This is a genomic window from Roseovarius sp. MBR-154 (assembly GCF_053628595.1).
Genome location: NZ_JBRJGR010000072.1, coordinates 1 through 1,186, shown reverse-complemented (window position 1 = coordinate 1,186; position 1,186 = coordinate 1). Strand labels below are relative to the sequence as shown.

Below are 1,186 nucleotides of genomic sequence, written 5' to 3'. Positions count from 1 at the left end.
ACCGCGGAGACAACCAAAGAGCCCGGCGCGCAGAATGAACCGCAGAGAAATCAGCTCTTGATCATGGCGATTAGAGAACGCCCTGGGACACTATCGCCTTCAACACCGGTCCCTGATCGATCAACCCTCGCCTAACACGTTGTTCTAAATCATCGTGGCGCAGTTCATCCTCATACACTGGGGCCTACTGATGCCTCAATCTCGCGGGATCGAGCGAGATGCAGCGGCCTTCAATGCCTCGACGATCCGCGCAAATGTGCCCTTCGACATGATGCCATATGTGTAGGATCCCCCCGGCGCCGATCTGACAAGGTCATATCCAGGCCAGTCGAACGAGTTGACGTCACGCAGGTTGACCCAGTGGTCTCCTGTATCAAGGCCCATTTCCCTGCATTCAGCCGGGGTCAGCTTGAGACGGTAAGGTGCTTCACTGGGGCTGGGTGGTGAGTGGCTGATCGCAACGAGGCTCACCCTTGTTTGAACATCGTGTTTGACGACCAAGACGATTGCAGCTGGGTGAGGCTTGCTGGCGTTTTCCATTCCCGCATCAGCCTGTTCCCTGAACAGGAAGTCATAGCCGACGACGAGGCCGGGCCGCGGCTTTGGGAGCGCCATATCCTAATCTTGATCGTCGTAGGATACGACCGAGTGATCCAGTGCTTCGAAGAAGGCGTCGTCAGCGTCCTCTATGCGGGTCAACTCACGTTTGCGTCGACGCAGAAGCTCAAGCTCTTCAAGGATCGCGGGGGAGATAAAGGCACCGACCATCCGCTTGTGACTGCATACGGTGATCACGCCATGTTCGCGCACATCTTCCTTCATCTTCGGAAAGTTGCGTGCGAATTCGGTCGCCTGGACTTCGACAGTGCTCATTCCTCAAATCTCCTTATATGTGTAAAATACACAAAACGTGTAACTCTTCAAGTCGCAACTGGCCTGGGTAGATCAACTTCTTGCTTGAACAGCCAGTTGATGCCTTAGGCGTTATTTCGTGATACACACCTTTTATGCATTGCCATTTTCACCGAGGGGGTGCATGCGTGAAACCATGATGCACGAAATAGAGGTTTTGGCATGAAGAGGGTATTTAGCAGGCTGCTGAAAAAGTCGGCCCTCGACGCGGTTATGAGAACATGATTCACTTCCGGCATGGCAGCGGCAGCAGGAGGTGGCGATGCGTGGGACG

2 protein-coding genes are annotated in these 1,186 nt (G+C 54.4%); both read right to left on the bottom strand.

The genetic code is table 11. The features are described 5' to 3' along the window. Nucleotides 1-195: 195 nt before the first annotated feature. Complete coding sequence (locus ACSSV4_RS23225) at nucleotides 196-615, bottom strand: hypothetical protein (protein WP_454277342.1); 420 nt, start codon at nucleotides 613-615, stop codon at nucleotides 196-198. Between the two features lie 3 nt (nucleotides 616-618). After that, nucleotides 619-873, bottom strand: a complete 255-nt coding sequence (locus ACSSV4_RS23220; RefSeq protein ID WP_454277341.1) for a hypothetical protein — start codon at nucleotides 871-873, stop codon at nucleotides 619-621. Nucleotides 874-1,186: the final 313 nt, after the last annotated feature.